Genomic DNA, 25465 nt, shown 5'->3' on the forward strand with positions numbered 1-25465 from the left:
CACAATCCTTTCTGCATCAAATAATTACTGCCGCTTTCTGCTTTTCACAAAATAGTTTAGTATTCCTCCGGCAATTATCAGAACAAGGGCAATGGTCAGAACTTTTTTTGCTGCTATCTGCGGAATCTGATCAACGCTGCCGATGGATTTTTCATAAAAAGTCAGGTGGTATTCGATTTCTACAGGATCTCCCAAAGCTGTGGTGTCGGCCTTGACTATCATGGGTTCGTCAATGGCTGTTACCGGAATGGTGAATGTTGAATTCTCACCTTTCCTGGACTCATTCAGGTATTTTTTCCCGCCTACTATCATGTAATCGTAATGGCTGCTGCTCCAGGTGATCTTAGAATAGAAACGGTGCTTTCTCACGTAAAGATAGGCTGGAGATGAAATTGATGCCCTGCCGGAACCTCCTGTCATTGACACCTCAATGGAATATTTGCCGTTGCCCAGGCTGGTGTAAAGAGGCTCTGATGGCTGAATATCTCCTGTTCTGGTTAAATCACTTCCAGTGCTTTCTTTCCTGTCTCCATTGTCGTAGGCATTTACAGCGGCCTGAATCTTGTTGTAATCAGGCAGTGTGATGGTAAGTGCTCCTGATGGAAGGGTTGTGGCATCAAAGAGAATCTGCCTGCCGTACCACTTCCTGGTGTTTGAGCTGAATGAAGCGCAGTTCAGAGGTTCATCAAGAGCTGATACAGGCACTGTGAAGTATGACATTCCATTCTTTACTTCAGCCTTTATATACTTTTTTTCTGGAGCTTTTGCAGCATCTTCTGCTGAACCCATGTAGATGAACTTATAGGAAGTGCTGTCTATCATTATTACAGCCTTCATCTTGCCATCTTTTACCAGGAGCTTTGCCTCTTTTATCCGGAAAAATTTCGAAGAGCTGTCCACAGATATGTCATAGGATTCCTCTCTTACGTATTCTGCTGTAAGGGGCGTCATTCCGTATTTGCCCACCTGCTGTGTGGATGCCACATCGCTTCCTGAAGCTACATCTTCATATCCGGAAGCCGCCGTAACTTCTCCTGAAAACATAACTGGAATCATAAGGCAGAGAATCATGATTCCCGGTAATAGAGCAAAAGGTTTTCTGGCTCCTTTCCTGCCGGATTTCCATATTCGCCATATTCGATTTTTCCGGAGATTTATTTTATGCATTCCGCCTCCTGAGCGTGTTTAATATATATCTGCCTTATCTCTTCAGACTCACCAAGGCCGTGGAGATAAGGGAATGTATCGCATCCCATTTTCATTATTTCTGTTTTCCAGGATGTTTCCTTGTCCCCTGCCAGGTCATTGATAGCGTGGTCTCCTGCAACTACCATGAGAGGGGCCAGCAACACCTTTCCTGCTCTTGATGCCCGGATTCCTTCTTTAATGTGTTCAATACCGGGGTTTCCCTCAACGGTGCCGATGAAAATATCCTTTCTTCCCATGGTGCGGACTTTATTCTCCAGTTCCAGGTAAATGGTATTTTCCCTGTCCGGGGAACCGTGGCCCATAAGGGCTACTACCTGGTTTTCATGGATTTCACTGAAAATCTGTGAAATGGCCTTTCCAGTGTCTATCAGGTCACTCTCTCCTGTTAAGAGAGGCCTTCCCAGGCGTATAGTCTTAATGCTGCTTTTTTCGAGGATTTCTCTAAGCCTCTTGTTCTCGATTCCCTCTGTCAGATGGGTAGGCTGAACGAGAAGGTCTGTTATTCCTTCCCGCTCCATAAACTTAACTGCTTCTTCTGCCGTCATTACTTCTGAGCCCTCATTTTTTCTGACCTTTGCTGTCAGCATGTGGCTGGTCCACCCGGAACAGAAGAGCCGGTCCGGAAAGGCTTTTCTCAAATCTTTTTCTATGGCATTAATGGTCTTTATCCTTGATTCCCTGCAGGAAGTGCCGAAGCTAATAACCACGAGCCCCTTTTTTTCACAATCTGTGTTTCTTTCAGTACTAACCTTACTCATATGCCGGTACCTCTCTGACTCTACAAATTCTTTTTCCTGTAAATAAAGGCGACGGATAACCCTGCAAACACCACAAGATATATGAGAAGAACCACAAATCCCAGGATTCCAGGCTGTCCGCCGGCCGAAATGCGCCTTATCATGTCCGAGGCCTGGGAGAGAGGCAATGCTCCGATGACCTGCCTGAATCCCATTGGCATCTGATCTGTGGAAAAAAATGTATTACAAAGAAATGACATTGGAACGATTATGTAGGCAGTGTACCGTGGTGCGTCAGAATAGCTCTTTGCCAGAAATGAAAGTACCAGTGCGATGGTGGCAAAGACTGTGCCGTTCAGAAACATAATCAGAAACGACCAGCCGTTGAATACCAGGGATCTGCTTATTGGAATGGTGATGAGGAGAATGACACCTGCTGCGTACATGCCTCTCAGTGCACCTCCGATTACCTGTCCCAGTATAAACTGCCAGAGAGGAGTTGGAGATACCATTACCTGGTCCAGAGCTTTTTCATAGAGCCTCTGAACGCTCATGTTCTGAGCCACGGCGCTGAAGCTTCCTGTCATAGTGGACATTGCAACTATTCCGGGAACCAGAAAATTCAAGTAGGGTTCACCGTGAGATGTGGTCTGTATTCCCAGTCCGAAAACCAGAAGATACATCAGGGGCGAAACCGTTGCAGCCAGCGTTATTTTGTAGAAGTCTCTCAGAAACTCTCTCCATTTTTCCCATAGTACTGCTAAAATGCCCATGTTACTGTTTTCCCAGTCCCCTTCCAATTCTCTCTACGAATACGTCTTCCAGTGTTGTATTTCTTAAGGCTGTCTCCCTGTCAGAGGAAGAAAGCCATTCAATGGCTTCATCTCTGTGGTGAAAATAACGGGTATGGAGACTATCCTCCCGCATTTCATCTACTGCATAAGGCCCCAGCTCATTTATCAATGCATCCGGCGTATCTATAGTATCCAGCTTGCCGTGATCGATAAGGGCAATTCTGTCACAGAGAGACTGGGCCTCGTCAATGTAGTGAGTAGTGAGAAGTATGGTTATTCCTTTTCCGTGAAGCTGACGGAGCAGGTTCCACATCTGTCTCCTGGAAATGGCGTCCATTCCTGCTGTAGGCTCATCCAGAAGAAGGATTTCAGGTTCTGTCATAAGTGCCCTGCAAACCATCAACTTCCGTTTCATTCCACCGGACAGATGGCGGACCACCCTGTGTCGGTACTGATCCAGGCCCACGAACTCCAGAAGCTCATCTGATTTTCTCCTGATTTCTTTTTTCGTCATGTAATAAAGACGGCCCTGATATTCCATTACCTCGTCCATTGTCATATCCTGACGCATGGAATATTCCTGGGTAATTACGCTTATCTTCCTTTTCACTCCAGAGGCTTTTCTGGTAAGGGGAACGCCATCTATCAGCACCTGTCCTTCTGTAGGAAGGAGTACGGTGGAAAGCATGCTTATGGTTGTGGTCTTGCCGGCTCCGTTAGGCCCTAGAAAGCCGAAGAATTCACCTGTATTGATAGTCATGTTCAGATGGTCAACTGCCGTGAAATCACCGAATTTCTTTGTCAGATCCCTCAGTTCGATCATATTGTGCGACCGTCCTCTTTAGCGATTATAAGTGAAAAATAACCTGCATCATCTGGAATTTCTTCTACGGAGCGGTAGATTTTTTCATCTGGCATCCCACAATTTTCAACTACCATTACCTGACGGCCTGAGCGGCTGAGCATCTCCTTTACCTGACCCATGTGGCTTCCTGATTTCATCAGCACATAGTTTCCTGGCTGATCCATGTCCGTTCCCAGCTTATGCATGGCTGGCATTATATGTAATGGCTCGTTCCACTCTGCCAGAGGGATGTTAAGCCGCGCAGCCGCAGCGCAGAATGAAGTTATGCCGCTAACCAGCTGGGTATCATATCCGTCTTCTTCCAGAATGGCCTGAAGATATGTAAAAGTACAGTAAATTGTTGAATCTCCAAGGGTAAGGAACACCACATTTCTTCCCTGGTCAAGAACTGACTCTATTAGATCTGCCCCCTTCCGGTGGCCTTCTCTAACCTTTACCTTGTCAGTCACCATAGGCATGTATATAGGTAAAAGTTCTTTTTCCTTCAGATCCGGTACGGCCTGAACAGCTATTTTATATGCAGTTGTTTCTTCCGGCACCTTACCTGGAAATGCAATAACCTCATTTTCCCTTATAAGCCTCACTGCCTTCAATGTCATGAGCTCCGGGTCTCCCGGCCCCACCCCTACGCCAAATGCCTTTCCTTTTGCCATCTCTTTATCCCTTCTCCTATTGGAACTTCCTCTTGGAACTTCTCATGCCATAAAAAACGGACCATGAAGAACATGGTCCGCAGTGTCTCCCACTTTCCATCCGTGGCAAAATATTAACTCAGGATTCTGAATTACAGTTCTTCCTTGTGATCCAGAACAGCCTTTCCTGCTGCGCATGCAGGACAGTCGCACCATTTCTCACCTGCTGCCTTTGCTTCCTTAAAGTGAGCAAGGTATCCCTCTGCTGCTTCCTTTCCGAACTTCTGGGCTGCAGCCGGGCTGCCGAAAAACTCGATGTTCTGATCCAGTGTCAGCACGTCCTCTTCCAGCTCAGTTACCAGCATCTCTGCTGCCTTTTTCTGTTCATCTGTTCCAACAGCTGCCAGGTATTTCTCGCCAGCTTCCTTAGCCTCAGGGCATACGCTTGGTGCTGCAACAAGTTCTTTTACACTGTCGATTACTGCCATATGTGACCTCCATTCTGACTATTCGATATGATTATTTGAATCATTATATCACATGTATTTTCTTATTCCTTAAAACCCGGGTTCAGAATCTGTTAAATTCTGAAATTGACCGGAAGATTTGTGCTGTGGAATTAGCGCTGCCTATTTCTCTTATTACGTCCTCCATCTCACTCTGATCCTCCAGCTCATCTCCGTGAGTCAGAATAACAGCTCCGGCATTTTTTATCTGATCCATGTAGAAATCTCCCAGTCCCCTGGAGAAAATGGTGTATTCATTAACGTCCACCATTGTAACAATCTGTCTCACATTGAGATCAAAACCTTCGCCTACAAGTTTATCTACGGCCTTTACAACATCCGTGACCTTTCCCAGTCCCGAGGCTTCGATTATGATTCTGTCCGGCTTGACCTGGCTGGCCATCCTTCTTACAGCCTCACGAAACTTGGCAATGAGGGTACAGCATATACAGCCCCCAAGAACATATTCAACACACAGACTCTGACTGAATTTTTCATCCAGCTTTTCATCTCCTTCATCATTTATAATAACGGCCGTATGTTGATCAAACTGTTCCAGCACTCTGTTGATAAATGTGGTCTTCCCGCTGCCCGCAAAACCTGTTACTACGTAGATATCCATTACAGCATTTCTACGAAGGCGGAGATTCTGGTATTCAGCTGTCCTACATCTGCTGTGGAGTAATCTGTCTCTACTGCAATATAAGGAACACCCTTTTCCTCTCTGCAGAACTTCTCGATCTTCTTTCCCTCGATATTGTATGTATGGCATGCGGTGAGGGTCATGTCCAGGACACCATCCACATGATACTGGTCGATGAGCTTGCCCAGGAGTTCATATCTGTTAGGATTTGGTGTCATAACAGAACATCCGATGTTCAGATATCTGTCGGCTACGGCATTCATGATGTCAGCTGCATTTTCATCGATGTTCTCGTTGAACATCTTATATCCAGAGCAGTTCTCAAAGGCCACTACAACACCGCCGTTGTTCTCAACTGCATCAATAATCTTCGTAGTGCCGCCTCCCATAGGACATCCTGTAATCAGAATACGCGGCTTTTTGCCCACGTTCTTTCCTTCTCCGTAGTCGGCCATTATCTTGTCTCTCACTGCATTGAGAGATTTAATGGATTCTTCCTTATCAAATTTGTACTGGCTGCCAAAGATCACCTTGAACATGTCTCCGCCCATAATCGGAGCAGGATCATTTGCCATAACCTCGGAAACTGCCTTCTGAGCATTTCTCTCAGCGTTTTTCACTCTAACAGCTTCACGGATCTGTTCATCTGTGATCTCAACTCCCAGTTCTTTTTCCAGGTACTCCTTGTATCTCCTGACCTCAGATCTCCAGAGTTTCCTTCCCTCCTCATCCTGAGAATTAGGCAGGTTCATTACGAAGACCTTCTTGAAGTCGCTCATGAGCTCATACATTTTCTTCTTGCCGTCACAGGTAGTTTCACCTACAACGATATCGGAAAAATGGAAGTACGGACACTTGTCAGTTTTTGCAAATCCATAGCTGGATTTAATCAAAGGGCAGAGGTTTGCCGGAAGATCCTGCTCAGCATCAGCAGTTGTCTCATTTGACATGGAACAGAGAGCGATTGGAACTGCTCCTGCTGCCATTGCCAGTTCCTGGGGAGCATAAGTGCAATAAGCTCCTACTACAGGTGTTCCTGCGTCTTTGATTTCTTTTACAGCAATAAAGCTGTTTCTCCTTGCCTCTCCGAACTCGTCAAATACCTTTGGAAAATCCTTGATAATTTCCATTTTCCACTCTCCTTAAAACGCTAATGAAAATAATGACAATATTTATGTTAATTCTATTAATATGGTATTGCAAAACTTAATTCAGAACTGACTGGTCTATAGGAAGCTTTCCGTATTTCCTGGCAGCTGCCATAAATGCGTCCAGGTTCTCCAGTGGTACAGCTCCGTTCAGATCGCAGCCTGTGCAGAGGATATATCCGTGTTCAGCATCGTATCCCACCTTGATACAGTGTTTAACTGCCTGATCCACATCTTCAGGTGACCCGAGGATCATCACGTCAACAGGATCCACGTTTCCAACAAGAGGCACTGTAGGCTGGATCAGCTCTTTAGCAAACTCCAGCGGAACTCTGTTATCTATGCTGATCATATCTGCCCCGGCTTTTACCATCTGCGGCAGAACTCTTCTGGTATCCCCGCAGATATGCAGGCACACCATTCCATTGTGATGGTGTATATTTTCCATAAGCTCCTGAATATACGGCAGGACGAACTCTCCGAATATCTTGCCGCTGATAATAGATCCTGTGGCGATTGGCTCACAGAACAATATCATGGCACCTGCCTTTATAAACTCATTGTGGACTTCTTTAAGCACATCGGTGCAATTTCTCATGAGCTTGTGGACTATTTCGGGATTCTTTATGGTTGCTCTAAGAAGCTTTTCCACCGGATAAATGCTGGCTGCTGCCGTGAATGGGCCGGAGGCGAGCACTCCTGTCGGGACCTCTTTCCCCATTTTTTCCACCAGAATTCTCGCACATTCAAGGTGCATCTGGAAACCCTCGTCCTTTTCCAGTAAGAAATCCGTTCAGCCTTTCTACAGGTGTCATTCTATCATCTTTATGCATCTCTTAATCCCTCCGGTTTATGGCCCAGCTGGGCCCCTCTTCCGTATTTTCTGACTGCATACATAAATGCGTCAAAGTTCTCCCTCGGTGTGCCGATTGGTACCTGGCACCCGGTCCCCAAGAGATATCCTTTTTCTGTAGTCGAACCCTTTTCCAGCGCCTTTTTACAGGCATCTATAACATCATCAATCGTTCCGTTCAGCATTGCATCTACAGGTGAAATATTTCCCATAAGAAGAAATTTGTGTCCCAGTTTCTCGTTAGCAGCCGCCAGATCCTCCGAGTTGTCCACGCTGAACCCTGAAGCATTCAGTTCCAGCATGAAGTCCCAGAAATTGTGGGTTTTGCCACAAATATGAACTCCCGGCTTCTTCCCGCAGGTCTCCCCAAGACCGTCTACGAGCTCCTTCAGATACGGTTCGCTGAACTGGTGATACTGTCTGGCGCTGAGAATATCCGCACAGGACACCGGATCGCAGATCCAGCAGGAAACTTTTCCAAACTCCTTGCTGAACATGTCAGCCCAGGCCAGCGAATGGTAGTTGCAGAACTTAAGAAGATCCTTCAGCCTGTCCGGAGCTTTTACCGTGTCTCTCAACATAAGCTCGATTGGCCTGATAGCCGCAGCTGTAGTAAGGGGACCGGCAACTACGGTGCTCACTCCCATATCAGGGAAAATATCCTTTAGCTGTTTTGCCCTTTCTATCATTCCCTTGTAAAGGGGATTTTTGTAAGGATCATCAGAAATAACCTGGTTCCAGTTATCCATGGACTGGAGAACAAACTCGTGGACGCTGTCAACTCCGATCTCTGGGAAGAACAGTTTAGAGCCTACTGCCTGTCCCACAGTTCTGAGTCTCAGTCCTACCTTTATTCCGCCAATGCCGTACTGCTCCTTCCTCATTCGAAGTACTGCAGCCATGTCCTCAACGTTTTCATTGATCTGCTGGGTAGTATATCCGAATACGTTGGCAAAGGCCTCTTCATTGCTCTGAATGGAAAATGGCTGATGATCCACCTTCTCTCCTGCGAAATACTTTGCGCTCCGTTCACCTTCAGTCATTGTATCGGGATAATTATCCATATCCCTCATCATCTCTTCATAATTCATCTGGAATCCTCATCTTCCTCTTGAACATAAAGCTGTCACCAGCATCACTGAAGAAATACTGTACTCATATTTAGTTTTGATAAAATTCCGTAAAAACCCTTTTGTAAAAAGCTCCTAATTGTCAAAAGACGGAAAAACCGATGCCTTCATCAGCACCCTCTCATAGTTGTCTGTTTCAGCCAGCTCGAAATAGTGCATCTTCTCTGCCAGTTCTTCCATTTCTCTCTTTGCCTTTTCAGACATGAGAGCCATGTAAGCCCCTGTCTTGGAAGAATTTCCCACATACTTCATCTTTCCCCGCACATCCTCAGGAAGAATACCTACAGAAATAAGAGAATCTTCAGGCAGATGGGCTCCGAACTGTCCTGCAATCATCACACAGTCCAGATCTTCCATGGTGATTCCTGCCTTGTTCAGAAGGGCCATGAAGCCGGAAAGAATAGCTCCCTTTGCCAGCTGCACCTGTCTCACATCGCCCTGTGTAACCAGAAGCTCAGGCTCCTCATTCATCACGAATTCCCGCTTAGTACCGTTGAGCCTCACATATTTTTTCCGCCAGTCATCATCTGCCAGCTTCTCGTACTTAATGAAGGCACCTCTCTTCGTGACGATTCCTGTTTTAAGGAGCTCCCTCAGGATTGCAAGAATGCCGCTTCCGCATATTCCAACTGGAGCTTTATCTCCTATGGTATGGAGCTCTATTCCATCCTCTCTCACATACACATCTTCTACTGCACCTTCAGCGGCTCTCATTCCAGAGCTGATATTCATTCCCTCAAGAGCCGGGCCTGCAGCGCAGGAACAGCACAGAAGATCTCCTCCCTTGCTTAAGACGATCTCTCCATTTGTGCCTATATCAATAAATAGAACATTGCTCATGGCTTTGTCCAGCTGGCATACATAGGCTCCTGCAACAATGTCCGCTCCAATATAACCTGAAACCTGAGGAAGGCAGTACAAATCTGCCCCTTCTGCTACGTCGATTCCTATGTCAGAACACTTAAGAGTCTGAGCTTCGGTAAATTCAGGAATAAAAGGAGCCTTGCCGATAGATCTGGCGTCCACACCTAGAAGCATGTGCATCATGGTGCAGTTTGCCCCAACCGTAATATGCCTGACCACATGTCTGTCCAGCCCTGCTTTTCCGCAGGCTTCATCCAGCATGTCATTTATGGAACCAACAATAGCTTCCTGGAGCTGATGAATTCCCTTCTCACCATTTTCATACTCATAGGTGATACGTGTTAACACATCAAGGCCATAGCTTTTCTGGGCGTTAACCATGGAAGCATATGAAATCTCGTCCCCAGTCTTCATGTCAACAAGGGCCGTAACCACAGTGGTGGTGCCGATATCTATTGCCGCACCATAGCCGCCATCATGGTCATCTGGAACAAAATCCTCCGGCATGTATCCTTTTACAAGGACCTTGTGTTTCAGCTCTTTTTTAAGAAGCTGCACTTCAGTATCTCCGTAGACTTCAACCATGCAGGCAAGTCTCACGCCGTCCCTGAGCTCTCCTTCTGTCAAAATGTTTTTTTCGTTGTCCGTAAGCTCCGACACGGCTCCGGAAATCACCTTGATCTTACATTTTCCGCATACACCCACGCCATTACAGGCATTATCGATGAACTCGCCTCCATCCAGCAGGGTTCTCAGAAGGCTTCCGCCTTCCTGGCATGAATAGGTTTTTCCAGTGCTTATAACCTTAATGTCAGGCATTTGCTCTCGTATCCTCCTTTACTGTCTCGAGAATCGCCTGGATGTTGGTGATTGGAGACTTTGTTCCCAGGCCGCAGGCCGGAGAAATTATGTTTGTGCCGCTGCTTTCCGCTGCTCTTGTAAGCCTGGCAACTCTTTCAGTATCACCGAATTCCAGAGCATATGTGGAAATGTTTCCCATGAGAACTCTGTCCTTCAGCTCCTTCCTTGCCTGCTGCATTGGCACTATGGAGTCAAAGCTGAGGGCGTCGCTTCGAACCTCATCCATTTCCTTGTATACAGCCTTCATCTGGCCGCATATGTGACAGATAGTGCCTACGTTGTATTCCTTAATAGCATCGTAGAACATGTTGAGGTACTTTACCGTATACTCTTCAAAAAGCTTAGGACCCAGTATCTCACCAGTTCCGCTGGGATCTGCAACGGTTATTACATCTGCACCTCTTTCGATCTGAGCCTTTGCAAACTCTATCAGCTGTTCAGTTACAAATGTCAGATATTCATTTGCTTCTTTCTTGTGCTTCCGAAGGTCTTTATAGAACCTCGTAGGCTCCATTACCGAGCTGGCTGTGCTTATAGGGCCAGTGATATTTCCTATGATCGGAACATTAGGATCCTTTTTCTTTAAGATTCTGATAGCATCAAGAATGACCTTGATTCTGCCGGAATTCATGTCCATTGGCTTCAGTTCTGTCCAGTCAAAAATAGACTCAATAGCATATCCCGTTACGTGAGGTTCAAATACTTCTGAGCCCAGGGTTATTTCAGCTCCCATCTGCTCTGCCTCTGCCACCATGTCAAAAGGCAGCCCCACATTTTCAAAGCATCCGTTTTTGTAGCTGGCATATGAAAGATCAGCCATCATCTGGGCGTCTGTATGAGCCTCAGGCCACTTTACACCGGCCACCTTCATAAGGTCCGTGGTCACCATGTTCATCATGCCACCTGGACAGACCACCGGCGGACGATCCACCTCTTCATGCCTGAGGGCACCCATGAGTCTCTCTTTTTCGTTCATACAAAACTTCCTTTATTTTACGTATTCTTGCGATTATCCGGCGGTAACTATCTTCCAACAGCTTCCTTTGCGGCGGCGGCAGCTTCTACTGCGTTTGCAGTATAGATATCTGCGCCTATCTCGTCGGCAAATTTCTTTGAAATCGGACTTCCGCCTACCATAACCTTGTACTTGTCCCTGATGCCTCTTTCGTTGAGCATCTCAATAACTTTTTTCATACCACCCATGGTTGTAGTCATAAGAGTGGACATGGCAATTATGTCGGCTCCCACTTCCTCAGCCTTGTCAACAAACTTCTCCAGAGGCACGTCTCTTCCCAGATCGTACATATCGAAGCCATTTGTATCCATCAGAATCTTAACCAGGTTTTTGCCGATGTCGTGGGTATCTCCCTCAACAACACCGATAACGGCTTTAGGAGCAGCCTTTCCTGACTCATCCTTAGGCAGATGAGGTTTCAGAATGTCAAGACCTGCATACATTGCATCCGAACACAGCAGAACATCTGTTACGAAGTACTCTTCGGCATCATAGAGCTCGCTGGCCTTGTTCATTCCCTGTACCAGACCTTCCATGATTCCTTCCATTGCAGGATACCCTGCTTCGATGTATTCCTGGCAAACATCAACTACATCTTCATCTTCCATTTCCACTACGTCCTCTGCCATCTTTGCCAGCAGCTCTTCTTTTGTCCTTGCCAATTTACATTCCTCCTAATAAAAAGATTTAAAATATTTAGCAGTGAGAGCCCTTTTCGGCCCGTAAACAGTCTTGTTTATATATATTCACGGAAGAAGCCCCGGAATTATCCCTTAAGCTTAACCTCCATGAAAATACCGTTTGTAATGTTGAATCCCACATTCTTGATGCAGTTCTGCCCGCTGAGTTTTACCTGTCCCACCATGGAAATACATGCATCTGCATACCTCATTTTCTTTTCAGGAAGCTGATGCTCAACAAACTCGGCATTGTCTGTTCCAATGAGTGCATAGGTGGTCTTCGGACACAGGAGAATCATTGTATCCTCCCTGGTTTCTTCCACCGCCTGCCTGATGAAATCTGCAGTGAACTCATTGGTGTAGCTTTCCAGAACCTTCGGTCCCAGAATGTTAAGAGCTCCTGTAGGATCCGCATATGAAATGAGCTTCATACCGTGAGCTTCAGCTTCTTTAATAAACTTCAGGGTTTGCCGCCCGAACTTCCAGTAAACTTCTTTCATTATTTCGGGCTGCCTGCGGCATGCCTTGAAAACGTATTTAAGATCGATCAGATTAGCCATGATGGTAAAGGGACCGCACAGCTCCATGTTAGGGTATTCACCCTGCTCACAAAGGATCCGTGCTGCTTCAAGAGTTTCTGCAATCCTTCCTTTGGAAAAATCTATGTCCGGCAGTTCCAGGAGCTGCTCTACAGAGCTGCAGACGTATCCGCCGCACCTTGGTCCCTGCCTGTCGTTTCCAAGGTTAATATCTCCTCCCATGGCTTCTGCTTCCAGAGTATGACAGAAGGACAGATCACAGTGTACAGCATTGTCTTTTTCCTTCAGAGATCTGGCAAGCTTCACCATAGTCTCACTATGAAGATACGCATCCGGGAAGGTAAGTCCCAGTCCTTCAGTAACCTCAGGCCTGACACCCGACGAATTTCCATATGAACAAGGAAAATCTATGATCTTTCCCATATCTTCCTCCCTCTGTTTCTTCGGTTCACTCAGCATTTTCCGTCATGCCCATGTGCTAAAAGCATATTCAAAACACTATATGATGATAACACGCTGATTTCACTGGAAATATCGAACATTCTTATGCTGAATCGCCATTCAAATTATATTTTTTATATACAAATCTGTATCTCACATGGCAGTGGTGGAAACATCCAGGGGCTGGCCTCCGAAGGCAAAATTCTCTTCAGATATGACCTCTCCCGGTTCGCAGACTATAATGTCATCATCCCAGTTTCCGGACATGAGCTTTTCAAAAACGTGAATACTGCCCCCAACGCGGCAGGTATCAAGTCCTAGAAGCTCAGAGGTTTTCCTGGCGTATTCTTCCACCGGCTCCAGGTCGTAACATCCGTCATCTATCACAGCAGCCAATGTGTAGGAATCATACATAAGTTTGAAGGCCTTCCTTCCCCTTTTCTCACCATAGCGCTCCAGGCACTCATTATAAATAGACAAAAGGGATCCCTTATCTTCAGTCCAGCCTCTGGTCAGATAGGTGATGCCAGCCTTCATGTAAGCCCGCTTTTCCCGTTTCTCCGGACACAGCATCATGTTTACGCAGTCATCAAACCTGGGAATTATGACCCTGGCACTAGAAGAGCCAATGCCTTCCGCCCCTTTTCCGCAGAGACCGAAAACAATCAGTATATTTTCCAGATCCCCATTTATCTCATTACCAGGATAAAGAGGCGTGGTAACCGTCCTTTTCTGTTTTCTGGTTTTCATAGATTCAGGAATGGCGGCATAAGGATCCACAGTCAGTTCTTTCGTTCTGATATCTTCTTCTATCCTGCTGGTCTCTGCGTATCTTACAAGAACCTTCAGCTCTTCCCTGAGATCATCTGGTTCATTGTGATAGCCTCTTTCCACCCAGATTACAGGGTAATCCGCCCCTGTATTCTCCATGGCCTTTCTGACCTCGTCCTCCACCATTTCGCAGGCAATGACCACAGTATTCTTCCTGTTCATGTCATTTACAAAAACGGATCCCATTCTTCCTCCTTTTCAATTCCCGTGAGACCCAGTCTTTCCTTGTAGGAAAGGAGCATGGCTGTAATCTCCCCTCTTTTCTGCCGGCTTGAGAGGGCAAGAAAGGTATCGATAAGAGCCGGATCAAGGAGGTCATTTGATATGATGTAATTGACCCCGGCCTTGCTGTCACTGCTGAGAACTATGTCGAAAAAACTCCTGTTGTGCTTCCTTATGTACTCGTTGACCGCAAGCTGCTGCTCTCCTGCATCTTCCTTCCTGTCATAGGTATGAGCGGTGATGCATCCCATAACCGCATAATTTCTCACGCTGTATGGAAGGATGTCCAGCTTCTTCATGTTGATTTCAATACTTCGCAGCCTTTTGCAGGAAGAGAATGCCCTCCTTGATATGTGCTCTACTGAATCTGGAATTACTATTCTCTCCAGGGAAGAGCAGCCTTCAAACATGGTTTCTCCTATGGATCTGACTCCCTTTGGAAGTACCACCTCCCTGAGTTTCCAGCAGTATTCGAAAACCTCCGCCCCCATGTGATCTGTTTTTTCCGGAAGGATAATTGATTCTGCATGATCACAGTACTTGAAGGCGCAGTTTCCAATAGAAGTCACAGTTTCAGGAATGGTTATGGACTCTATGGAACCGCACTGGTAAAAGGCATTGTCTCCAACAGCCCTCACTCCATGGGGGATGGTGACATCACCGGCAATATCGCCGCATTTTATCAGTATCCCATCTTCGATCTTCATAGATTTCTTCATCCTTCCATGCTTACATTATCTTTCAAGATCCAGTTCATTGATCTGCTCATTAATGTCATACTGCCTTTCGTAGAACATCAGATCCTTGTTGTATTTAAAATATTCCTCGCAGCCATATCTGGAAATGAAGTCTGAGCTGGCGGTGCTTTCCGTAAGATCCGTAACAAGAATCAGCATTTCGCTGCCTGTTCCAAAAGCCTTCTCCACAAAGGAAAACAGATTGGAAAGCCTGAGCTTGACGGCTTCCGCCTTCTGCCTGGTGGCCTCCCGTCTGTTTTTTATAAACTGACCGATTATATTCGAAACAACCTCACTATTACCGGCCCCAAAGGCGTTTTTCTCCATTTCCTCCAGGCACTGTATGCTGTTTTTTCTGATATGTACGTAACTCCTGGAAATAGAGCGGCCTGTTCTCTCCTTGTTCAGTCTTTCCTCTTCCACTTCCCGGATTTCCGACAGAATCCCGCTACCCTCAGGAGCCTTAGCATCTTCAAGTCTTTCTTTGTTTTCCCTAATCAGGTTCACCGTTCTGAGAAGTCCCTGGTTTTCCTGATATATCTCCCTGGTGTCCTCTTCAAGGCTGTGAGTCAGAAGTCCCAGCACTGTTATGCGCTCATCGAATCTTGCTTTTCCAGCCATGGAAATAACATCTTTAACGTCCTCTCCGTCCAGGATGTCAGCTATTCTGTATTCCTTCTGGTACTTATGGAAAAGGTCATAGTAAGCTGCGAAGCTCTTTGCGATCCTGCGGTTCTGGATATACTGGGAGATCAGCTGTTCATCAATATCTGCTCCCTGTTGTTCCAGGAGAAACATCATGTCCGACAAATCGACCCAGCCTCTGGCGGTCACAAAGTCCTTCCCGTCTACAGTAGTCTCTATGGAGTAAAAATCTTCTTTTTTCGTTTCCAGATACGAAAGTATCAGGGGATGAACCCCTTTGTTTTCGGCATATTCCTTCCAGATCTTAAAATCCGGCTCAATGTCAATTCTCTTCAGTCTGTCCCAGGTAACCAGATCGAAGTCCCTTACAGAATCGTTGTATTCCGGCGGGTTTCCTGCTGTAACTACCACCCAGCCATCTGGCACCCTGTGGCGCCCAAAGGTTTTGTATTGAAGGAACTGAAGCATGGAAGGAGCAAGAGTCTCTGAAATGCAGTTGATCTCATCCAGAAAAAGAATTCCTTCCCTCTTGCCAGTCTCTTCCATAGTGTCGTACATGGATGCGATAATCTCGCTCATGGTGTATTCGGATACGTGATACTTCCTGCCTCCGTATTCCTTTTCTGCAATAAAGGGCAGGCCGATAGCGCTCTGCCGTGTATGGTGAGTCATGGAATATGATACAAGAGCGATATTCATTTCCTCAGCAATCTGCTCCATTATGGCAGTTTTCCCTATTCCGGGAGGCCCCATCAGGAAAACCGGTCTCTGGCTCTCCACTGGTATCACATAGTCTCCGTATTTGTCTTTTGTGAGATAGGCTCTGACCCCTGTCTCCACCTGCTCCTTTGCCTGTTTTATATTCATATTTCCTCACTTCCCAGCACCACCTTCATAGCCCATGCCGGTACCTTTAAATTGTTTTTTGCGCTGTCAACGAAAACAAATGCCGTTTCGTATTCCGGTTTTTTCCGGGGAAAAACACCGAAACCATCTGTAAAATAGATCAGGCCCTTCAGATGATCGAAGGCACCCTGCTTCACCAGTGCATCTACATAAGCGAACACCGGCCGGAAGTCGGTTCCCCCCATACCACGGATCTCAAATTTTTCCATAAACGAATTTATATCCTTCAAGGAATGAATCACACTGTCCTGCTGAATCTTCCCATCGCACTGTATGATGTGGATGTTCACCTTCTTGTGAAAGCTTTCTTCAGTCTTCAGGATATTGAAAGTCTTCTTAAGAAAGGCCTGTACTACCGGTCCCTTCGTGGATCCTGAAGTGTCCACAGCTATGACAAAATCACGGATTTTCTTATCTTCTCCGTACTCCAGAGGCTCTATGAGAGGTACATTTCCGTAAAGTTTCAGTCCGTAGGTGTAGAAGATGTAGTCGAAGGAGTCGGGATCTATCCTGATATTTTCTCCTCTCACGGAAAATTTCCGCAGGAAGCTCTCATAGTTGTAGTGTTCACGGTTCAGTTCTTCAAGGGCATCTTTCATAATGCCTGCGCCCATTCCCATGTCCCTGTCTGCATGGGCCAGATCTGCCTGAAGGTATTGGCTGATGTCCTTCCACTTTTCTTCCATCTGTTTCCGAAGATCGCCATAGAGAATTTGGGGAAGCAGGTCTTCACTGTCAAGTTGTTCCTGAATTTTATTCAATTCCTCCTCATCCAGGTCAAACATCCCTGAATCACTGTCATTTCTCCCTTCGCCCTCTCCTTTGCCATGTTCTGTGCCCTTCAGTTCAACGTCTCTTGAATAGGATTTTGATGCAGCATAGCTGTACCACAGAGTGTGATCATCTACAAAAAAAATATTTTGCAACCTGCTCATCTCAGAGGCAGATACCACTCCATCCTCCAGCCATGAGTAAAGCTTCTCTGCAGTGAAATCACTTACTATGTCTTTATGGTCGCTTAGATAGTCTCTGACCTTCCTGCCTCTTGGAGAATGGAAGCAGTCCATGTTCAGGGAATCAATAAGGGCTTCCACTGCCATATCAGCTGCCATGTCCCAGTGTTTGTGATTAACAGGTTCTCTTACAAAACTGTGGCGGAAAAGGCAGTGAAGTATCAAATGCATATAGTCCCGGGATAAGGTGGTGATTCCTGTTTTCCACCGCTTAAGAATATCCACAGGCTCATAATATATGTATCTTCCATCAGCTGCCGGACCATAGGAAGAACGCACCGGAGCCAGACCATATATGACCGAGTCCAGATACCTCATGTTGGCCAGAATTCTCCCCTTTGAAATTCTTAGGGCTTCTTCTGCCAGACTATTTATTTTCTCCTGCCTTGCTGCATTGCTGTTATTTCCCATATTTGTTAAGTTTATCACCATACTGGAGTGTTCCAGTATTTGATTTATCAATATTGCTTTAAGTAAAGTATAGAGTCCATTTATTTTTAGTATTACCGGTTGGTATTATAATTAGTCTCGTATATTAGGAATGTGCCTGTCAGGGGAATCGTGTGGGATTCACGAGCGATGGGGTCACTGTGATCGGCCTTCGGCCGTCAGTCAGGTTACCTGCCCGCGCATGGAATGAGCTTCCATCCAAAGCATAAACATTCTGTCCTTTTATAACCGTAAACAGTTCAGGCTGCTTTTAGCAGGGCAGCCGGCGAAAGGAAGGTGGACTCCGCTCTATCTTCCTTTTTCTTGTAAATGAAAGGTTCTCCAAATCATAATATTATCTGCTTTACGCATATTTACTCATAAACGTTATTTGTCATGGAGGTATTCACCATATGAGCAGACAGTTTAAAGATTCCCTGACTCCCGCGGAAAGGGCTAAAGCAATCAAGGCAGGACAGGAAGTTGACAGAATGCCCTGCAATCCTAATGTAGCCAACGGAGTTGCCAGAGTTTACGGCTGTAAAATCGGGGAATTCAACACATCGGCACGCACTCTGGCAGATGCCCAGATTGCATCTTACAGAAGGTTCGGTTACGACAGCGTCCGTGTTTTCACAGATCTTTTTCCATGGTGTGAAGCCATGGGCTCAGAAATCAGATTTCCTGAAGACGATACAGCCGATCTCCTGGTTCCCGCAATTACTTCAAAGGATCCTGATGCCTACAAGCTTATCCACGGATTCGATCCATACAAAGACGGCCGCATGCCTGTACATCTGGAGGCCATGAAATATCTCTATGAAGATGTGGGAAATGAAGTAGGTGTGTCTGCTGCCATTGTGGGACCTTTTACTAACGCCTGCTTCCTGATGGACATTGGAACTATTCTCCGGATGACTGTGAAAAGACCTGAAGTTGTTCACTACCTGTGCCAGGTCTCACTGGAATCTCTCATTAAGTATGTGGATGCTGCCATAGATATCGGCCTGGGACCTACGATTTCTGAGCCAATGTCATCCTGCACAGTGGTAAGCCCAAAGGTATTCCGTGAATTTTCTGCACCATATCTTAAGAAACTTGTTGATCACATCCATTCCAGAGGCAAGTCTGTTACCATGCATATCTGCGGTCAGACAGCAGGAATCTGGAACGATATTGCAGATATGGGATGTGAAGCCTTCAGCATCGACAACGTTGCAAGCATTTCAGAGTGCAAGAAAACCATAGACGACCGGTGCAAGATTCTTGGAAACGTAAATCCTGCTACAACAATGTTCCTTGGAACCCCTGATGAAGTTAAGCTGGCTACACTAAAGTGCATAGAAGAGGGTTACGACTCACCTAAGGGATTTATGCCTATGTCAGGCTGCTCTCTTCCTGTAGAAACTCCTTTTGATAACATAGATGCCATGCTGGATGTTTGTGTTCAGCTGGGCTATCCGGTGAAAAAAGGAAAGCTTGATATGCTCATTGAGGAATACGAACAGAAAGTGGCAAAAGAGAACTAGTTTCCCATGGCCGGAACCTACACCTGAATACAACACGGGCAGCCTCATAGGGCTGCCTTTTTTTGCGCAAAAAAACGCCTGCATGGTCTGCAGGCGCTATGTCACCAAAGGATGTCAGATAATCATTTGCTTCTATTTCTGTCCTTCCAGCGGGTCTTCAATGTGTTTTGATGCCCAAGTATGGTCGTTTTCATCTTTCCGGAACTTCGGATACTTGTATCCGGCACCGTACTTACGACCAGCGTACATGAAGGCTTCAACGTTAATCCTAGGTGTACCAATAGGAATCTGACAGCCTGTGCTGAGCACGTAACCGCCAGGATTATCCCAGGCCTGTGCCATATCATGTATACAATAATTTATGATCATTTCAGGATCACCCATTCTAAGAGCATCCACCGGCGGAACATTGCCAACCAGGCATGCCCTGTCTCCCACTTTTTCTCTGCATTCTGCCAGGCTGTCCACGTTATCGATGCTCAGGGTGTTAATACCCAGATCTGCCATGTCGTTCCAGATTCCGGAGGATTTACCGCATATGTGAAGATTGATGCCTTCGTTTCCTCTCCACTTCTTGATCTCTTCAATACACTCTGCCAGGTAAGGTTTTACAAACTCCCTGAACATCTTTACGCTCAAGAGGCTTTGTGAAGCCAGGGGATCTGAGAATCCTACTGCGTAGCCTCTTTTACATGCAGAATCTATGAATCTCTTGTTGCTCTCCGTTACAACATGAAGTATTTCGTGAACCAGGTCAGGCTTTTTTACCATCCACCGCAGCATAAGTGAAGGTTCCATGATCTGGGCAACCACCGTAAGAGGGCCGGCCATATCTGTGGATACACCTACCTCTGCCCCAACCTCTGCGTTGATCATGTCCAGGGCTTTAAGAATTATCGGAAGCCTGCCGTCCTTCTCCGGGTCGCAGGGTTTAAGCTTTGCAACGTCGGCTTCGGTTTTTACCAAAGGCTCTTTAACATATGAAACCGCCTTCTCCGGGTATACCAGTTCAACTCCCATGGCCTCTGCCACGCCCCGAAGTCCTGTGCCGATACCGGCACCGTCAACACCGAACTCTCTGTACATTCCAACTTCCACCTGAGTCATGAGCTCAGCATTGTGGTTATGCTCCCTGGGCCATATGCCAAACAGGGGTCCCATGGTCTCTCCCAGAATGGGACAAAGAGGGATTCTGTCTACTGCTTCACCTCTTGCAAGAGCTTCGCTACGTTCTCTCGGTGTCATTTCGTCTTTAAGAGAGAGCAGTTCTTCTCTGCTTATCATCTATCTACTTCTCCTTCTGATTATGTACTTAAAAACAAAACTACAACGGAATCAGGAAGCCGTCTGTCTTCCTGATTCCAGTAATCTTCAGTATTATTCTGATTATGCTTACATTATTTGTTCAGTTTTGCTACTTCATAATCCGGCATCATATGCTCCCAATCCCATTGGCCCTTGCATACAATCTTATTATATGAAGGAATCATTACAGAAATTATGGAGACCACTGCCAGTATCATCAGATACCAGTTATACGGAATCATGTCAGTAGGGTTTACCGTGTTCTTTGTCAGGCTGGCAACCATCAGGAACTGTGCACCATAAGGAATGAATCCCTGCATGATGCAGGAGAAAATGTCCAGGAAAGAAGCTGTTCTTCTCGGATCGATCTTGTATTTTCTGGAGATTTCCTTGGCAATCTCACCATTTACGATGATGGATACAGTATTGTTAGCTGTAGCTGCATCTGTGATTGCAGTAAGAACGGCTATTCCGACGGAAGCTGACTTAGGACCTTTGAAGAACTTATTTGCCTTCTGGATAAGCCACTTAAGACCGCCATAGTGCTTAGTCATCTCTGCCAGACCACCTACGAACATGGAAAGCAGGAATACCTCGATCATTCCCTGATATCCTGCCCAGATTTTTCCAGCCACATCCATGAATGTGATTGCTCCTGTGCCTACACCTACGAGTGCGGCGCTGACGATTCCAATAATAAGTACTGCGAACACGTTCATTCCAATCAGAGCAAGAACCAGTACAAGGATATACGGAATTATCTTTACTACGCTGTAATCAAGAGTTCCCACAGCGCTTCCTGCATCGCCGAACAGAATCATCAATACGATTGCAATAACTGCTGATGGAAGGGACAGCCATGCATTGGTTCTGAACTTGTCCTTAAGCTGTACACCCTGTGTTCTCGTGGCAGCAATTGTTGTATCTGAAATCATGGACAGATTGTCTCCGAACATTGCTCCTGTCATTACTGCAGCCATTACGAAGGCCATGTTAAGGTCAGCTGTCTTTCCCATCTGGTATGCGATTGGAACGATGGCACCTACTGTTCCCATAGATGTACCAGTGGCTGTTGAAAGGAATGCTGCGATAACGAATATTCCCGGTACGATGAACCTTGCAGGAATAATTGTCAGTCCCAGGTTTGCTGTAGACTGGACACCACCCATTGCTCCGGCAACTGAAGAAAATGCACCTGCCAGCAGGAATATCATGAGCATGGTCATGATGTTTTCCTCTCCGGCGCCTCTTGCAAACAGCGAAAAGTTTTCATTGATGCCTGTCTTGTGATACATAATAAAGGCAACTACTACAGCGATGGTCATGGCAACAACAGATGGGAACTGATAAAACGCCATGTCTACTCCCTTTGACTGCAGGATTATTCCAGCGCCAAGGTAAATAACGATAAAGAGAAGAAGTGGCAGCAGCGCAATTCCGCTGGCATCCCTCTCTTTAAGAAGATTTTCCTTTTCTTCCATAAAAACTTCCTCCAAACTATAGCTCACTTATAACTAAATTATGTGTGATGATTTTTTCACACACGCAACACAATGGAGAGTATACATCATTTTTTACTGTAACAATGATAGAAAAAATCTATCTCAAACTGATTATAAAAGTAATTTCTGAATTTTTTGTCCGCCCGCACTTTTTTGTATTGTTTATGAATACTTTTTCGTATCGTCTTGTTGAAATTATACAGAAATCATCTGTTTTCCTTGTTTTCGCTTTAATATAGAGTTTCTTTATTTAATCAGAGACTCATATCTTTTTTTGCAATTTAAAACCGGGACCTTGGATAAACTTCATTATCCAAGGTTCCGGATGTTTGCCAAACGTCGATTCTGTTATACAGTTTGTTTCTTCTTACGTCTGCTTATGTCTACTTTTCTGCAGATTCTCCTGTTCTGTCGGCAATAAAATATATCTTTTTATCACTGCCCTCATATGGGCGGAACGTAACATGGTCACCAAAATGAACGCCAAGCTTCTGCCTTGGTGGCTGGACTACCTCACCTTCGAAATAGTCCTTGCCCTCTCCTGTACACTTTACCCAGGCCAGCTCCGGATAAGTTCCCGTGCCTTTAAATATTACTGAAATGAAATCCGGAAATTCAATATTCCTGCTTCCATCCAGAATTTTATTCATGTGAAGCCTGCGGATATTCTCATCTTCAGGCTCAAACTTACTGTGGATATCATTTATTACGTCACTGTAATCATTTATGGATACATTCATATCGTTTTCAGGAACAACGGAATATTGTTCAAGTTCACCGAATCTCAGTCTGCAGCACTCTTCGTGGACATCTGGTCCTTTTACTATCTTTCCATCTTCCACTCTTGCAGAATTGAGTATATAGAAACTAAGCCCCAGACCATCTTCTACGTAGCAATAGGTCAGAACCCCTTCTGCTCCATCCATTACCTGGAAACTGTTCTTCAGATCCTCTATGTCTTCCGGGCAGTGAATATACACCAGCTTATGATGAAGGGCCCTGAATCCCAGGTCTTCCATTACTCTCATATCGTTCATTTCCTTGATCTCCAGTTATTGAAATAATTTCTGCATCTTTCTGTCCTGCCATTACAGAAGGTACAGACCCCCTCCCCTGCAGAACACAAGCATAATAATAACACCTTGAAGGCTCTGTTATCAAATTTATCATTACAGAGCGAGATGTTTGGTATCAGGACTTCCTCCACTATTCAAAACTGGTCCAGCTTGCTGAAAAGTTCTGATTCCATTGACAGAATGTAATCCATGTTAAGTGTTGTTCCGTCAACCATTATAAGTGCCCGGTTATACAGATCGACTCTCCTGAGCCTTCCTGTTATCCGCTTTACAGCACCTCCCTCTTTGAGACTGTCAGGCTGGAAAAAAGTAATCTCCATAAACGGTCTTTCTTCTATGTGTTCCTGAATGCAGCTCAGCTGTCTGTCAAGCCTTGCCATATCATCTTCCTGCAATTCCGGTTTCTCGTCCGTAGTCCTGGCCGTTTCCCTGGTTGCTTCCTCGAATCCGGTAAGTGCCTTAAATGGAGAAAACTGTGCTGCTCTGTCTCTTCTGGACATATGCGGATGCTTCGAAGATCTGTGATGAGGAAGATTAATTATATCTGCATATTTCATTATGCTTTCATAATTATCTACTTCTTTATAGTCAAATCCCATTACGTGTTCACCTCGTTCATCCTCTTAAATTTCAGTTGGTCTAGGCCTTATGGCCGCCGATTTGTCTGTTTCTTTCCAGTGTAGTGGCTCCCTCTTCAAGATCCACACCTTTAAACATTGCGTTCTTCCCATACCTTTCCTTGACGGCGAGGATAGCCTTCTGCATGCTCTTTTCTTTCTTCAATTCTTCCTGCTTCTGACTCTCACTGCTATCATCTGCCATACCGGGTGAATCAAATATACTGATCTGCTTGTATTTCTCTTCGTTATTTACTCTGCTCTCAGGAATTACGTTGTTAGCTACTACATAAATTCGTCTAACTAGTAAATCCGGATTCACCACCTTCTTATATAAAGCCATGACAGCTTTCATTATGGCTCCTGGTGATGATGTGTGTTCTCCCAGATTCGCAGAACCGTGACCATGAACGGGCACCAGCTTTCCGTAATGATCCTTCTTCACTTTGCCCTTGTATTTTTTTCTTATCTCTGGTCTTGTCAGCGACTCACTGTCGTATCCAACAGTAAGCACCAACTGGTCTGCCGCCAGTCCCTTTTCCGCCAGGTCCAGGGTCAGGAGATCTGTCATCTCCCTGACTATTATTCCAGCCTTTTCATATGTATATGGCATGCTGAGGACCTGTCCCTGGCTGATACTCCTGACTTCCGGGCTGTATTCATGAATATCCTTGATTGTACAAGGCTCCCATCCCCATGCATGGTCTATAAGGAGTTCCGCGTTCACTCCAAACAGCTTATACAGAAGGTCTTCGTTATGGAAATCCCCCTTACGGCCTATTGAACATCTTGCCACATCTCCCATCGTATAAAGGCCATTGGCCTCAAGTTTCCTGGCATATCCCGGGCCTACACGCCAGAAATCCGTAAGTGGTCTGTGATTCCAGAGAAGCCTCCTGTATGTAAGTTCATCAAGGCTGGCTATACGCACTCCATTCTCGTCAGCCGGAATGTGCTTCGCCACAATGTCCATGGCTATCTTGCAAAGGTACATATTAGTACCTATGCCAGCCGTAGCCGTTATTCCTGTTTCTCTCAGCACATCCCTTATCATTGTCATGGCAAACTCCCGGGCATTCTGCCCTCTGGCCTTTAAATAATGGGTGGCATCAATAAAAACCTCATCTACTGAATATATGTGCACATCCTCAGGTGCCACATACTTAAGATAAATGTCATAAATTCTGGTGCTGTACTCCATATAGAGCCCCATTCTTGGAGTGGCGGTAATATATGAAACCCCTATGGACGGATCTCTCCGCACTTTGCAGTCATCCCAGGAGTATCCTGTAAGTTTTCTTCCCTTTGCCCTCGATGCCAGTTCTCTGTTTATCTGCTCCACCTTCTGTTCCACTTCAAACAACCTTGGTCTGCCAGGAACTCCATAGGCCTTCAGTGAAGGTGAAACCGCAAGGCAAATAGTCTTGCTGGTTCTCGTTTCATCAGCAACCACCAGGTTGGTGGACAGTGGATCCAGCTCCCGCTCTGCACATTCCACAGATGCGTAAAAGGATTTAAGATCTATAGCTATATACACCCGGTTCTCCGGTAATTCTGCCAATCCGGCTCCTCCTTTCTGAATCAGATGCCGCAATTTTAAGAACATCTGTTCGTTTTTTCATCAGAATTATATCATATCTCACACCATGTTCCAACTGTTTCTTATTTTTGCCTCCCGGATATCTTCAAAGAATAACATCGCATCATACAGAAAAAGACACCCTCATATGAAGGTG

General features: G+C 45.7%; 24 protein-coding genes. 1 reads left to right on the forward strand and 23 read right to left on the reverse strand.

The features are described from left to right. Positions 1-24: 24 nt before the first annotated feature. The 18 genes from FYJ66_RS06190 to FYJ66_RS06275 form a co-directional block, all read right to left on the reverse strand. Positions 25-1167: a hypothetical protein gene (locus FYJ66_RS06190; protein WP_154572640.1), complete on the reverse strand. Its 1143-nt coding sequence runs from the start codon at positions 1165-1167 to the stop codon at positions 25-27. After that, the gene (locus tag FYJ66_RS06195; RefSeq protein ID WP_154572641.1) at positions 1155-1967 is read right to left on the reverse strand and encodes a sirohydrochlorin cobaltochelatase; all 813 of its coding nucleotides are present in this window, start codon (positions 1965-1967) and stop codon (positions 1155-1157) included. The genes FYJ66_RS06190 and FYJ66_RS06195 overlap by 13 nt, the downstream gene beginning before the upstream one ends. Before the next feature lie 20 nt (positions 1968-1987). Continuing rightward, on the reverse strand, positions 1988-2719 hold the full coding sequence (locus tag FYJ66_RS06200) for an ABC transporter permease (RefSeq protein WP_154572642.1): 732 nt from the start codon (positions 2717-2719) through the stop codon (positions 1988-1990). Between the two features lies 1 nt (position 2720). Further along, a complete protein-coding gene (locus FYJ66_RS06205) occupies positions 2721-3563 on the reverse strand; it encodes an ABC transporter ATP-binding protein (RefSeq protein WP_154572643.1) in 843 nt (280 codons plus the stop codon). Continuing rightward, the gene (cobI, locus tag FYJ66_RS06210; protein ID WP_154572644.1) at positions 3560-4258 is read right to left on the reverse strand and encodes a precorrin-2 C(20)-methyltransferase; all 699 of its coding nucleotides are present in this window, start codon (positions 4256-4258) and stop codon (positions 3560-3562) included. Before cobI ends, FYJ66_RS06205 begins: the two co-directional genes overlap by 4 nt. A 131-nt stretch (positions 4259-4389) precedes the next feature. Then, entirely contained in the window at positions 4390-4725 is a 336-nt protein-coding gene (locus tag FYJ66_RS06215; protein ID WP_154572645.1) for a heat-shock protein Hsp90, read from the reverse strand. An 82-nt stretch (positions 4726-4807) separates the two neighbouring features. Beyond that, positions 4808-5365 (reverse strand): GTP-binding protein, encoded by a 558-nt coding sequence (locus FYJ66_RS06220; protein WP_154572646.1) that lies wholly within the window; start codon positions 5363-5365, stop codon positions 4808-4810. Then, positions 5365-6516 (reverse strand): double-cubane-cluster-containing anaerobic reductase, encoded by a 1152-nt coding sequence (locus tag FYJ66_RS06225; protein WP_154572647.1) that lies wholly within the window; start codon positions 6514-6516, stop codon positions 5365-5367. Before FYJ66_RS06225 ends, FYJ66_RS06220 begins: the two co-directional genes overlap by 1 nt. A gap of 76 nt (positions 6517-6592) precedes the next feature. After that, on the reverse strand, positions 6593-7291 hold the full coding sequence (locus tag FYJ66_RS06230) for a uroporphyrinogen decarboxylase family protein (protein WP_154572648.1): 699 nt from the start codon (positions 7289-7291) through the stop codon (positions 6593-6595). 68 nt (positions 7292-7359) lie between these two features. Next, positions 7360-8478, reverse strand: coding sequence for a uroporphyrinogen decarboxylase family protein (locus FYJ66_RS06235; RefSeq protein ID WP_154572649.1), 1119 nt, complete (start codon positions 8476-8478; stop codon positions 7360-7362). 114 nt (positions 8479-8592) lie between these two features. Further along, positions 8593-10200: an ASKHA domain-containing protein gene (locus FYJ66_RS06240; protein ID WP_154572650.1), complete on the reverse strand. Its 1608-nt coding sequence runs from the start codon at positions 10198-10200 to the stop codon at positions 8593-8595. Beyond that, complete coding sequence (locus FYJ66_RS06245) at positions 10193-11218, reverse strand: MtaA/CmuA family methyltransferase (RefSeq protein WP_154572651.1); 1026 nt, start codon at positions 11216-11218, stop codon at positions 10193-10195. The genes FYJ66_RS06240 and FYJ66_RS06245 overlap by 8 nt, the downstream gene beginning before the upstream one ends. Positions 11219-11265: 47 nt before the next feature. Beyond that, on the reverse strand, positions 11266-11919 hold the full coding sequence (locus FYJ66_RS06250) for a corrinoid protein (protein ID WP_206157011.1): 654 nt from the start codon (positions 11917-11919) through the stop codon (positions 11266-11268). A gap of 104 nt (positions 11920-12023) precedes the next feature. Beyond that, the gene (locus tag FYJ66_RS06255) at positions 12024-12899 is read right to left on the reverse strand and encodes a uroporphyrinogen decarboxylase family protein (protein WP_154572652.1); all 876 of its coding nucleotides are present in this window, start codon (positions 12897-12899) and stop codon (positions 12024-12026) included. A gap of 171 nt (positions 12900-13070) precedes the next feature. Beyond that, entirely contained in the window at positions 13071-13934 is an 864-nt protein-coding gene (locus FYJ66_RS06260; RefSeq protein ID WP_154572653.1) for a DUF1638 domain-containing protein, read from the reverse strand. After that, a complete protein-coding gene (locus FYJ66_RS06265; protein WP_206157012.1) occupies positions 13916-14677 on the reverse strand; it encodes a leucine-rich repeat domain-containing protein in 762 nt (253 codons plus the stop codon). Before FYJ66_RS06265 ends, FYJ66_RS06260 begins: the two co-directional genes overlap by 19 nt. A 27-nt stretch (positions 14678-14704) precedes the next feature. Next, on the reverse strand, positions 14705-16219 hold the full coding sequence (locus FYJ66_RS06270; protein ID WP_154572655.1) for an ATP-binding protein: 1515 nt from the start codon (positions 16217-16219) through the stop codon (positions 14705-14707). Then, entirely contained in the window at positions 16216-17682 is a 1467-nt protein-coding gene (locus FYJ66_RS06275; protein ID WP_206157013.1) for a vWA domain-containing protein, read from the reverse strand. The genes FYJ66_RS06270 and FYJ66_RS06275 overlap by 4 nt, the downstream gene beginning before the upstream one ends. Positions 17683-18113: 431 nt before the next feature. Between FYJ66_RS06275 and FYJ66_RS06280 the strand changes: the two genes are divergently transcribed. Then, the gene (locus FYJ66_RS06280; protein WP_154572657.1) at positions 18114-19229 is read left to right on the forward strand and encodes a uroporphyrinogen decarboxylase family protein; all 1116 of its coding nucleotides are present in this window, start codon (positions 18114-18116) and stop codon (positions 19227-19229) included. Positions 19230-19361: 132 nt separating this feature from the next. On the opposite strand, the gene FYJ66_RS06285 is transcribed toward FYJ66_RS06280, so the two are convergent. The 5 genes from FYJ66_RS06285 to FYJ66_RS06305 all read right to left on the reverse strand — a co-directional run bounded on the left by FYJ66_RS06285 (position 19362) and on the right by FYJ66_RS06305 (position 25290). Beyond that, a complete protein-coding gene (locus tag FYJ66_RS06285; RefSeq protein ID WP_154572658.1) occupies positions 19362-20513 on the reverse strand; it encodes a uroporphyrinogen decarboxylase family protein in 1152 nt (383 codons plus the stop codon). Positions 20514-20626: 113 nt separating this feature from the next. Continuing rightward, positions 20627-22015, reverse strand: coding sequence for a Na+/H+ antiporter NhaC family protein (locus FYJ66_RS06290; protein ID WP_154572659.1), 1389 nt, complete (start codon positions 22013-22015; stop codon positions 20627-20629). 404 nt (positions 22016-22419) lie between these two features. Further along, positions 22420-23073 (reverse strand): hypothetical protein, encoded by a 654-nt coding sequence (locus FYJ66_RS06295; RefSeq protein ID WP_154572660.1) that lies wholly within the window; start codon positions 23071-23073, stop codon positions 22420-22422. Between the two features lie 173 nt (positions 23074-23246). Next, complete coding sequence (locus tag FYJ66_RS06300; protein ID WP_235897373.1) at positions 23247-23711, reverse strand: YolD-like family protein; 465 nt, start codon at positions 23709-23711, stop codon at positions 23247-23249. A 40-nt stretch (positions 23712-23751) separates the two neighbouring features. After that, positions 23752-25290 (reverse strand): Y-family DNA polymerase, encoded by a 1539-nt coding sequence (locus FYJ66_RS06305; protein WP_338070496.1) that lies wholly within the window; start codon positions 25288-25290, stop codon positions 23752-23754. Between the last annotated feature and the right edge of the window lie 175 nt (positions 25291-25465).

Origin of the sequence: Allobaileyella intestinalis (assembly GCF_009695865.1) — a bacterium.
Classification (GTDB): domain Bacteria; phylum Bacillota; class Clostridia; order Peptostreptococcales; family Anaerovoracaceae; genus Allobaileyella; species Allobaileyella intestinalis.

What these genes read in the sequence shown, in the direction of transcription:
- FYJ66_RS06190 (WP_154572640.1), bottom strand. Translation starts at nt 1,167, where the DNA reads ATGCATAAAATAAATCTCCGGAAAAATCGAATATGGCGAATATGGAAA.
- FYJ66_RS06195 (WP_154572641.1), bottom strand. Translation starts at nt 1,967, where the DNA reads ATGAGTAAGGTTAGTACTGAAAGAAACACAGATTGTGAAAAAAAGGGG.
- FYJ66_RS06200 (WP_154572642.1), bottom strand. Translation starts at nt 2,719, where the DNA reads ATGGGCATTTTAGCAGTACTATGGGAAAAATGGAGAGAGTTTCTGAGA.
- FYJ66_RS06205 (WP_154572643.1), bottom strand. Translation starts at nt 3,563, where the DNA reads ATGATCGAACTGAGGGATCTGACAAAGAAATTCGGTGATTTCACGGCA.
- cobI (WP_154572644.1), bottom strand. Translation starts at nt 4,258, where the DNA reads ATGGCAAAAGGAAAGGCATTTGGCGTAGGGGTGGGGCCGGGAGACCCG.
- FYJ66_RS06215 (WP_154572645.1), bottom strand. Translation starts at nt 4,725, where the DNA reads ATGGCAGTAATCGACAGTGTAAAAGAACTTGTTGCAGCACCAAGCGTA.
- FYJ66_RS06220 (WP_154572646.1), bottom strand. Translation starts at nt 5,365, where the DNA reads ATGGATATCTACGTAGTAACAGGTTTTGCGGGCAGCGGGAAGACCACA.
- FYJ66_RS06225 (WP_154572647.1), bottom strand. Translation starts at nt 6,516, where the DNA reads ATGGAAATTATCAAGGATTTTCCAAAGGTATTTGACGAGTTCGGAGAG.
- FYJ66_RS06230 (WP_154572648.1), bottom strand. Translation starts at nt 7,291, where the DNA reads ATGCACCTTGAATGTGCGAGAATTCTGGTGGAAAAAATGGGGAAAGAG.
- FYJ66_RS06235 (WP_154572649.1), bottom strand. Translation starts at nt 8,478, where the DNA reads ATGAATTATGAAGAGATGATGAGGGATATGGATAATTATCCCGATACA.
- FYJ66_RS06240 (WP_154572650.1), bottom strand. Translation starts at nt 10,200, where the DNA reads ATGCCTGACATTAAGGTTATAAGCACTGGAAAAACCTATTCATGCCAG.
- FYJ66_RS06245 (WP_154572651.1), bottom strand. Translation starts at nt 11,218, where the DNA reads ATGAACGAAAAAGAGAGACTCATGGGTGCCCTCAGGCATGAAGAGGTG.
- FYJ66_RS06255 (WP_154572652.1), bottom strand. Translation starts at nt 12,899, where the DNA reads ATGGGAAAGATCATAGATTTTCCTTGTTCATATGGAAATTCGTCGGGT.
- FYJ66_RS06260 (WP_154572653.1), bottom strand. Translation starts at nt 13,934, where the DNA reads ATGGGATCCGTTTTTGTAAATGACATGAACAGGAAGAATACTGTGGTC.
- FYJ66_RS06265 (WP_206157012.1), bottom strand. Translation starts at nt 14,677, where the DNA reads ATGAAGATCGAAGATGGGATACTGATAAAATGCGGCGATATTGCCGGT.
- FYJ66_RS06270 (WP_154572655.1), bottom strand. Translation starts at nt 16,219, where the DNA reads ATGAATATAAAACAGGCAAAGGAGCAGGTGGAGACAGGGGTCAGAGCC.
- FYJ66_RS06275 (WP_206157013.1), bottom strand. Translation starts at nt 17,682, where the DNA reads ATGGGAAATAACAGCAATGCAGCAAGGCAGGAGAAAATAAATAGTCTG.
- FYJ66_RS06280 (WP_154572657.1), top strand. Translation starts at nt 18,114, where the DNA reads ATGAGCAGACAGTTTAAAGATTCCCTGACTCCCGCGGAAAGGGCTAAA.
- FYJ66_RS06285 (WP_154572658.1), bottom strand. Translation starts at nt 20,513, where the DNA reads ATGATAAGCAGAGAAGAACTGCTCTCTCTTAAAGACGAAATGACACCG.
- FYJ66_RS06290 (WP_154572659.1), bottom strand. Translation starts at nt 22,015, where the DNA reads ATGGAAGAAAAGGAAAATCTTCTTAAAGAGAGGGATGCCAGCGGAATT.
- FYJ66_RS06295 (WP_154572660.1), bottom strand. Translation starts at nt 23,073, where the DNA reads ATGAACGATATGAGAGTAATGGAAGACCTGGGATTCAGGGCCCTTCAT.
- FYJ66_RS06300 (WP_235897373.1), bottom strand. Translation starts at nt 23,711, where the DNA reads ATGGGATTTGACTATAAAGAAGTAGATAATTATGAAAGCATAATGAAA.